Origin of the sequence: Nodularia chucula CCY0103 (genome assembly GCF_963923915.1) — a bacterium.
GTDB lineage: Bacteria > Cyanobacteriota > Cyanobacteriia > Cyanobacteriales > Nostocaceae > Nodularia > Nodularia chucula.
Window position 1 is genome coordinate 1 of the sequence record NZ_CAWUOL010000274.1, and the last position, 238, is coordinate 238.

Sequence of the window (238 nt, forward strand, 5' to 3'; positions counted from 1 at the left end):
TCTAACCCATCAGGCCGAAGTGGGCGAGCGGCAGTTGCAGCCTGCTTCGATGCGGCGCGGATCAGGTTTCGGCCGCAGGCAGCTCCAGCACCGCCTGCAGGCCGCCCATGTCGCTGTCGCTCAGGGTCAGCCGCCCGCCATAGGCCCGCGTCAGGTCGTCGACGATGGACAGGCCCAGACCCGAACCGGGCGCGCTTTCGTCCAGTCGCGAACCGCGCTTGATCACCTCGTCACGCTG

Annotated in this window: 1 protein-coding gene; it reads right to left on the minus strand. The window is 68.5% G+C overall.

What is annotated here, in order from left to right:
• Positions 1 to 61: 61 nt before the first annotated feature.
• A complete protein-coding gene (locus ACM0OP_RS24520; protein ID WP_414531001.1) occupies positions 62 to 226 on the minus strand; it encodes an ATP-binding protein in 165 nt (54 codons plus the stop codon).
• Positions 227 to 238: the final 12 nt, after the last annotated feature.